The sequence below is a fragment of the Salinarimonas sp. NSM genome (assembly GCF_052380005.1).
In the GTDB taxonomy this organism is placed as follows: domain Bacteria; phylum Pseudomonadota; class Alphaproteobacteria; order Rhizobiales; family Beijerinckiaceae; genus Salinarimonas.
Genome location: NZ_JBQTCJ010000062.1, coordinates 20,897 through 28,327, shown reverse-complemented (window position 1 = coordinate 28,327; position 7,431 = coordinate 20,897). Strand labels below are relative to the sequence as shown.

The following is a 7,431-nucleotide window of genomic DNA, read 5'->3' as shown; positions in this document are numbered from 1 at the left end:
CCGATCCGGCCGAACCCTCCTGAGAAGGCCCCGCCGCGTCGGGAGCCGGGGTATACGAGGCCGCGCCCGCCGGGTCAACAGCGCGCGCGAAGTTTTTTCACGCCCCGGGGGAACCGCGATTCGACCGCCGACGAAACGGACAGGGCCGTTCGGGCATTGCCGTCTCGGACCCAACGAGGGAGGAAGCGATGCCGCGCTGGCGTGTGACGTTCTACAAGACGATCTCCGACGACACCGGGCACGACCATCGCACGGTCCAGAAGGAGCTCACCGTCGACGCCGACGACGGTGAGGCGGCGGTCGCGGAGGCTGAGCGGCTCTACGCCCTCGCCGAGGGCTGCGACTGGCGCCTGCGCGCCGACGCCGTCTCCGCCGAGGAGGCGTGACGGAGGGGGATGCGACCGGGCGACGACGGTGCACGCCGTCGGCGCGCTGGCGCGCGATGCCGACCCGGCATGCGTGTAATGCCGCCCCCGGTCAGACCCCCGCCCCCACCGTCGCCGGGAACGTCACCTCCACCAGGGTCCCCTCCCCCTTGCGCGAGGAGATCGTCATGGCGCCGCGGTTGGCCTCGACGAGGGCCTTGGTCAGCGGCAGGCCGAGGCCCGTGCCGCCCGGGCGGCGGGCGGTGGCGAGCTGGCGGAAGGGCTCGAGGGCGGCTTCCACCTCGCTCGGCGACATCCCGATGCCCGTGTCGCGCACGCGGAAGGCGACCTCGCCGCGGTCGGTCAGCGCCGTCGAGACGATGACCTGGCCGCCGGGATCGGTGAAGCGCACGGCGTTGGAGAGCAGGTTGAGGACGATCTGGCGCAGCGAGCGCTCGTCGCCGACGACCTGCGGGAGCTTGGCGAGGAGGCTCGTTCGCATCACGATGCGCTCGCGCGCCGCTTCCGGCTGCATCAGCGCGACGCACGCGCCCACGAGCTCGTTCACGCCCACCGCGCGAAACGCGAGGTCCAGGCGCCCCGCCTCGATCTTGGCGAGGTCCAGCAGGTCGTTGATCAGGCTCAGCACGTGCTGGCCCGAGGCGTGGATGTCGGCGAGATAGTCCTTGTAGCGCTCGTTGCCGATGGCGCCGAAGCGCTCCTCGCGCATCACCTCGGCGAAGCCGATGATGGCGTTCAGAGGCGTGCGCACCTCGTGGGAGATGCGGGCGAGGAAGTCGGACTTCTGCGCGCTCGCCGCCTCGGCGGCGCGCTTGGCCTCGGTGAGCTCGGCCTCCGCCTGCCTGAAGGCGGTCATGTCGCGCAGCACGGCGCAGAAGCGCGCCGGCTCGCGCCGCCCCGCCCGACCGCCGCTCTCGCCCGGGCTCGGCTCGCCGACATCGCCCTCGGCGACATCCCCCTCGCCGACGCGCCCGAGCGTCATGAACAGCGGGATCGCGCCGCCCTGGCGCACGCGCCCGAGCACCTCGCGCCCGCCGTCGAGCAGGCTCGCGACGCCGCTGCGGCCGAGGCTCGCGAGGTAGTCGAGCGCGGCGGCGTGGCTCTCGGTCTCGAACAGCGCCGTGAAGGGCTCGCCGGCGATCTCGTTCGCCTCGTAGCCGAACAGCGCCTGGGCCGCGCGGTTGAGCGCGTGGATGCGGCCCTCGCCGTCGACGACGACGACGCCGTCCGTCGCCGTGTCGAGGATGGCGTCGCGCTCGGCGAGCTCGGCCTCGAGGCGCGCCGCCTCGATCTCGAGCGCGCGCACGCGGTGGACGGGGTCGCTGTCGGGCAGGCGGCGCACGACGAGGAGGCTCGCCGGACCGTCCTCGAGATCGAGGGTCGAGAGCCGCACCTCGGCGGCGAAGCTCGCGCCGTCGCGCCCCGCGAGCGACAGGGGGGCGGGATCGAGCGCCTCGACGCGCGCGAGCGCGCCGGGCCGGCCCTTCACAAGGCCGGCGACGCCGCCCGCGGCGCGGAAGGCGCCGAGGTCGGCGTGCCCGAGGAGATCGAGCAGGTGGCGGTTGGCGTAGAGCGTCTCCTCGCCGCGATGCACGACGACGCCCAGCGGGATCCGCTCGAGCGCCGCCGCCGCCAGCGGATCGCCGGCCGGCCGAGCGGGGCGCGGGGGGAAGGCCGCGACGGCGGAACCCGCTGCGTCGTCCGGGCGGACGTCGGGATCCTCGTCGCCCGCGTAGCGCGCGCCGAGCGCACGGGCGATCTCGCGGAAGGCGGAATGCTCGGTGGGTGACAGGCGCAGGGCCGGGGTGGACGCCGCCGCCGGCCTCTGCGCGTCCTTCAGGACGTCGCCGCCCGCAGGCGCGCGCGGATCGACGTCGTTCGCCGGCGAGCCGGGGGCGAGGTCCTCTCGCGGCTCGGTGGCGAAGGAGGGTGCCGAGGGGCTCGCTTGGGGCTCTGCGAGGGGGGCGCCGAGCGACGCGGCGAGGTCCGCCTGCGCCTCCCCGAACCGCCCCTGCGCGGGCGCCGTGAGCGAGGCGAGTGCCACGGGCGCGGCGAGCTCCGCCGCGGGCTCGTAGCGCTCGCCCGCCGCGACGGCGAAGCGCGCCTGCGGCGCGAAGGCCGCGTCCTCCTCGCGGTATGCGGCGGGCGCGGCGTCGGCGACGGGCTCGGAATCGGGCGCGGAGTCGGGCTCGGGCGCGGCGCGCTCCGGCTCGCCGATCGAGGGCTCCTCGATCGAGGGCTCCTCGGTGGCGAGGTGCTCTGGGGCGATGCGCTCTGTGGCGAGATCCTCGGTGGCGCGATCCTCGCCGTCGGCTGCTTCGGTCGAGTGCGGCTCGGTGGCGGGCGCCTCCGGCTCGAGCCCGTCGGTTTCCAGCGGCAGGGCTTCGGGCGCGGACTCCTCCGCCTCCGCGGCGTCGCGGCCCGCCGCGTGCTGCTCCTGCGCCTCCTCGTCCTGCGCTCCCTCGTCCTGCGGCGCCGCGGCGGGATGCGCCGGGAAGAGGCAGATCGCGTCGGTGCGGATCAGGCCGAAGCCGCGCATCTCGCGCCCGCCCTCGCCGCGCACGCGCGCAGGCAAGCCGGCGAGGTCGATCTCGACCGCGGCGGGCGTTCCCGAGACGCGCCAGAGCACCGTCCGGCCGCTGAAGGTCTCGCCGCGGGCGACGAGCTCGGCGACGATGTCGCGCGGATCGTGGGCGACGTCGGCGAGGATCTCGGCGAAGCCCCGGCCGGTGATCGCGGCGGTCTCGGCGCCGATCGTGTCGGCCAGGGCCGGCGAAACCTCGCGCACGCGCCCCTGCGCGTCCGCCCGCCAGACGAAGCGCACGACGCCGCGCCCGGCGAGGCGCGCGCGCGCCTCCGACAGCGGATCCGGCTCTGGCTCTGGCTCTGGCTCGGGCTCGGGCTCGGGCTCGGCCTCTGGCTCGGGCTCGGCCTCGGGCTCGGGCTCGGGAGCTTGCGCGACCGGCACCGCCGCGGCGTCCTCGGGCGCAGCCTCTTCGGCAACCGTCACTCGGCCCATCGTGTCCTCGTGAGCCGTGTCCTCGTGAGCAGCGTCCTCGTGAGCAGCGTCCTGCGACGTGACGGCCACCGGCTCCTCCCCCGCGCCCCCCGCCGCCTGCACGGCCTCGGCCGCGGACGCGCCGGTCTCGCGTCCCACGAAGGGCGCAAGCACCGGCGGCTCGTCGAGGAAGGCGGTGAGGAGGACGCTCTCGCCGGTCTCCAGCACGAGGCGCCGACAGGCGAGCGTGATCGGGGCGGCGAGACGGCCGGGGCGGAAGCGCAGGCGCTCGAGGCGCTCGGCGCCGTCCGGCGCGAGGCCCCCGGCGAGCGCGGCGAGCCGGTCGCGGGGGGCGAGATCCGGGCGCACGCGGCCCTGCGCGTCGACGACGAGCGTCTCGGCGAGCGCCCGTGCGCCCTCGGACGCGTAGAGCACGAGACCCGCGTCGGCGCTCCAGACCAGAACGGGGCGCACGGCGAACGGGCTCCGCGTTCCCGCTCGCGCGACGAAGGCATCGAACGCCGTGCGCGCCGCCTCGTCCACCCACGCCTCTCCGCCCTCGCCCATCGTTCGGCACCCCGTCCACCGCCGCGAGCCTTTCGCGAAGGCGGTCGCAGGCGCATACTTAACCATCGTTTAACGCAGGACGGCCCGCAACGCATCCCCGACCCCGGCGGTAAGCCGGCGTCAACCTTAACGTCGCGGACGGCCTGTTGATTTTGCGTCGCACAAGAGTTATGTTGCGTCGCACAAAGAGCCGGGCCGCCGTCGTGGTGCCGGCGCAGCCGACCGATGGAGGATCGCCATGGCGAACGAGCGCAACACCACCTTCGAGATCCCGGCCGAGATGCGCGAAATGGCCGAGCGCAGCGTCGAGCAGGCCCGCATGGCCATGGAGGGCTTCGTCAGCGCCGCCGCGCGCGCGATGGAGAGCTTCGACGCGCCGGCCGAGCGCATGGGCATGAACCCCAAGGACATGCGCGAGAAGACATTCGGCATGGCCGAGGCGAACCTCAAGGCGAGCTTCGAGCACGCCCAGAAGATGATCCGCGCCAAGGACCCGGCCGAGGCCATGAAGCTCCAGATGGAGTTCATGCAGGCCCAGTTCGCGCTGATGCAGGAGCAGATGCGCCAGCTCGGCGTCGACGCCTCCGCGGCGATGAAGCAGGCCGGCGATGCGGCGACCGCCGCCGCGAAGGACGCCGGCAAGGCCGCGCCCACGGGCGGCCCCGCCAAGAAGGCGTGACGGCGACGCCGTGAGGGCGAAGGCGTGATCGGGAGACCGCGGCGGGCCGCGGTTCTCCCGAGACCGACCCCGCCGCGCGCGATCGCGCCGGGGTCATTCAGGGACACGGGCGCGCAGACGAGGAACGAGCGATGAGCGACGAGACCACGAGCAAGCCGAAGACCGCGGTCGCGGCGTCGTCGAAGGCGCGGGCCCGCCGCGCCACCACGCGCGGCATCCCCGCCGAGGCGCGGGTCCCCGAGAAGCCCCCCGTCGCCCCCGCTGCGACGGCCCCCGCGCCGGAGGCACCCGTGGCGACGACGAGCGTTGCGACGGCTTCCGCGCGAAAGACCCCGTCGCGAAAGGCCCCTTCGCGAAAGGCCCCTTCGAGAAAGACAACGGCGCTGAAGTCGGCCGCCCTCAAGGCCGCCGCCGCACCGCGCCCCGAGCCGGTGGCGAGCGAGGCCGCCGAGGCGGCGACGCCCGCGGATCCGGCTCCCGCCTCCGCGCGCGTGCCCTCCGACATCCCGGCTCCGGCCCTCGCGCCGCGCAGCCCCGTCTCTCCGCCCGTGTCCCGGCTCGCCACCCCCTCGCCGGCACCCTCGACGCCGGTCGACGACGAGCATTCGGACGTGCGCGAGGAGGCGTTCTCCGCGGTCGGCATCGCCCACATCCCGGCCGCCGAGGAGCTGGTGAAGCCCTACGGCCGCCTGCTCGAGACCGGCGCCGACGGTGCGCGCACCGCCTACGCGCAGGCCCGCGAGAACAACGAGGCGCTGGCCCAGGCCTGCTTCGAGAGCGCCACGGCGACCGGCCGCGGCGTGGCGGCGCTGAACGCCCAGGTCCTCGACCTGATGCGCGCCAACACCGACCTGACGCTCTCGCTGATGCGCTCGACGCTGACCGCCGGCTCGCTGTCGGAGGCGGTCAAGCTGCAGACCTCCGGCGCCCGCCAGGCCTACGAGACCACGAGCGCCCATCTGCGCGCCATCGCCGACACCACGACGAAGCTCGTCGGCGAGGCGACCGGGCCGCTGACGCAGGCGATGACGAGACGCTGAGGGGGAGGGGGAGGCCGGCGCGCCGAGCCTCTTCATCCGAGCATCATGCCGTCGATCGACGGGGCTCCGTGCGGTGCGCCATGCCGCATCAGGCCCCGCGGTCCTGCAGCATCGCCTTCGCGCCCGTCGTCGAGGCGTCGGCGTACGACGCGACGACCTCGCACCAGCCGATGCGGGCATCGATGCTCAGAACAACGACAGCACCAGCGCGATCGCGATCACCCACACCCCGATCACCAACGCCCGCCCGCGCCCCGCGGCCGCCTCGCCCGCGCGCTCGATCGACGACGGCGCGAGCGCGATCCCCCGCTCCGTCCCCTGCTCGAGCTGCACCAGCAGCCGCTCGGCGCGCACCGCGATGTCGGGCAGATCCTGGAGCACGCCGAACAGCGTGCGCGCCCCGCGGCCCACGTCCTCGATCTTGCCGACGGGGCCGAGATTGCGCTCGATCCACTCGCGCACGACGGGCTCGGCGATGGTCCACATGTCGAGATGCGGATCGAGGCGGCGGGCGACGCCTTCGACGACCACCATCGTCTTCTGCAGCATGACGAGCTCGGTGCGCGTCTGCATCTCGAAGATGGCGGTGACCTCGAAGAGCAGCGCCAGCACGCGGGCCATGGAGATCTCGTCGGCGCGCCGATCGTGGATCGGCTCACCGATGGCGCGGATCGCTTGCGCGAAATCGAGCACGGAATGGCGCGGGGGGACGTAGCCCGCCTCGAAGTGCACCTCCGCCACGCGCACGTAGTCCCGGCGGATGAAGCCCAGCAGGATCTCGGCGAGGAAGCGCCGCTCGCGGTGGCCGAGCCGGCCCATGATGCCGGTGTCCACGGCCACGAGGCGCGAGCGCGCGTCGACGAACAGGTTGCCGGGGTGCATGTCGGCGTGGAAGAAGCCGTCGCGGATCGCTTGGCGCAGGAAGCTCTGGATGACGATGCGCGCGAGCGCGACGCGGTCGTGGCCGGCGGCGTCGATGTCCTCGGGCTTGTTGAGCTTGATCCCGTCGATCCACTCGAGGGTCAGCACCTCGCGGTCGGTGAGGTCCCACTCGGGCTTGGGCACCCGGAATTCGAAGTCGTTCTTGGTGTTGTCGGCGAGCTCCGAGAGCGCGGCGGCCTCGAGCCGCAGGTCCATCTCGATCACGACCGAGCGTGCGAGCGTCTCCACCACCTCGACCATCTTGAGGCGGCGCGCCTCCGGATCGTAGCCCTCGATGAGGCGCGCGGCGAAGCGCATGTCCTGCAGGTCCTGGGAGAAGCGCTGGCGCACGCCCGGTCGCACGACCTTGACCGCGACGACCTGCTCGCCGCCCTCCGGCGTCCTCATCACGGCGCGGTGGACCTGGGCGATGGAGGCGGCGGCGACCGGCTCGCCGAAATGCGAGAAGATCGCCTCGATCGGGCGCCCGAGCGCTTCCTCGACGACGCGCACCGCCTCCTCGCGCGGGAACGGCGGCAGGCGGTCCTGCAGGCTCTCGAGATCGCGCGCGGCCTGGAAGCCGACGATGTCCGGGCGCGTCGCAAGAAACTGACCGAACTTCACGTAGGAGGGCCCGAGCCGAACGAGCGCCGCCGAGAGGCGGCTGCGCGACGAGCCCGCGTCCCTGCGCTCGACGAGACGGGCGAGCCTCAGCCCGAGCCGCGGCAAGGGCGGCAGCACGGACGGATCGACGAGGCCGAGCGCGCCCTCACGGGCGAGCACGAAGCCGGCGCGCGCCATGCGCGCGATGTGGATGGCGGCACCGATCACGAAGCGACG

5 protein-coding genes are annotated in these 7,431 nt (G+C 74.1%); 3 read left to right on the top strand and 2 right to left on the bottom strand.

Annotation, left to right across the window (positions count from 1 at the left end):
* Window positions 1-188: 188 nt before the first annotated feature.
* A complete protein-coding gene (locus ACTZWW_RS18855; protein ID WP_444782505.1) occupies window positions 189-386 on the top strand; it encodes a hypothetical protein in 198 nt (65 codons plus the stop codon).
* A gap of 91 nt (window positions 387-477) precedes the next feature.
* On the opposite strand, the gene ACTZWW_RS18850 is transcribed toward ACTZWW_RS18855, so the two are convergent.
* Window positions 478-3,858, bottom strand: coding sequence for an ATP-binding protein (locus tag ACTZWW_RS18850; RefSeq protein WP_444782504.1), 3,381 nt, complete (start codon window positions 3,856-3,858; stop codon window positions 478-480).
* A gap of 331 nt (window positions 3,859-4,189) precedes the next feature.
* On the opposite strand from ACTZWW_RS18850, the gene ACTZWW_RS18845 reads away from it, so the two are divergent.
* On the top strand, window positions 4,190-4,630 hold the full coding sequence (locus tag ACTZWW_RS18845) for a phasin family protein (RefSeq protein WP_444782503.1): 441 nt from the start codon (window positions 4,190-4,192) through the stop codon (window positions 4,628-4,630).
* Window positions 4,631-5,061: 431 nt separating this feature from the next.
* Complete coding sequence (locus ACTZWW_RS18840) at window positions 5,062-5,670, top strand: phasin family protein (protein WP_444782502.1); 609 nt, start codon at window positions 5,062-5,064, stop codon at window positions 5,668-5,670.
* A gap of 186 nt (window positions 5,671-5,856) precedes the next feature.
* Here the strand turns inward: ACTZWW_RS18840 and ubiB are convergent, their stop codons facing one another.
* Complete coding sequence (ubiB, locus tag ACTZWW_RS18835) at window positions 5,857-7,422, bottom strand: 2-polyprenylphenol 6-hydroxylase (protein ID WP_444782501.1); 1,566 nt, start codon at window positions 7,420-7,422, stop codon at window positions 5,857-5,859.
* Window positions 7,423-7,431: the final 9 nt, after the last annotated feature.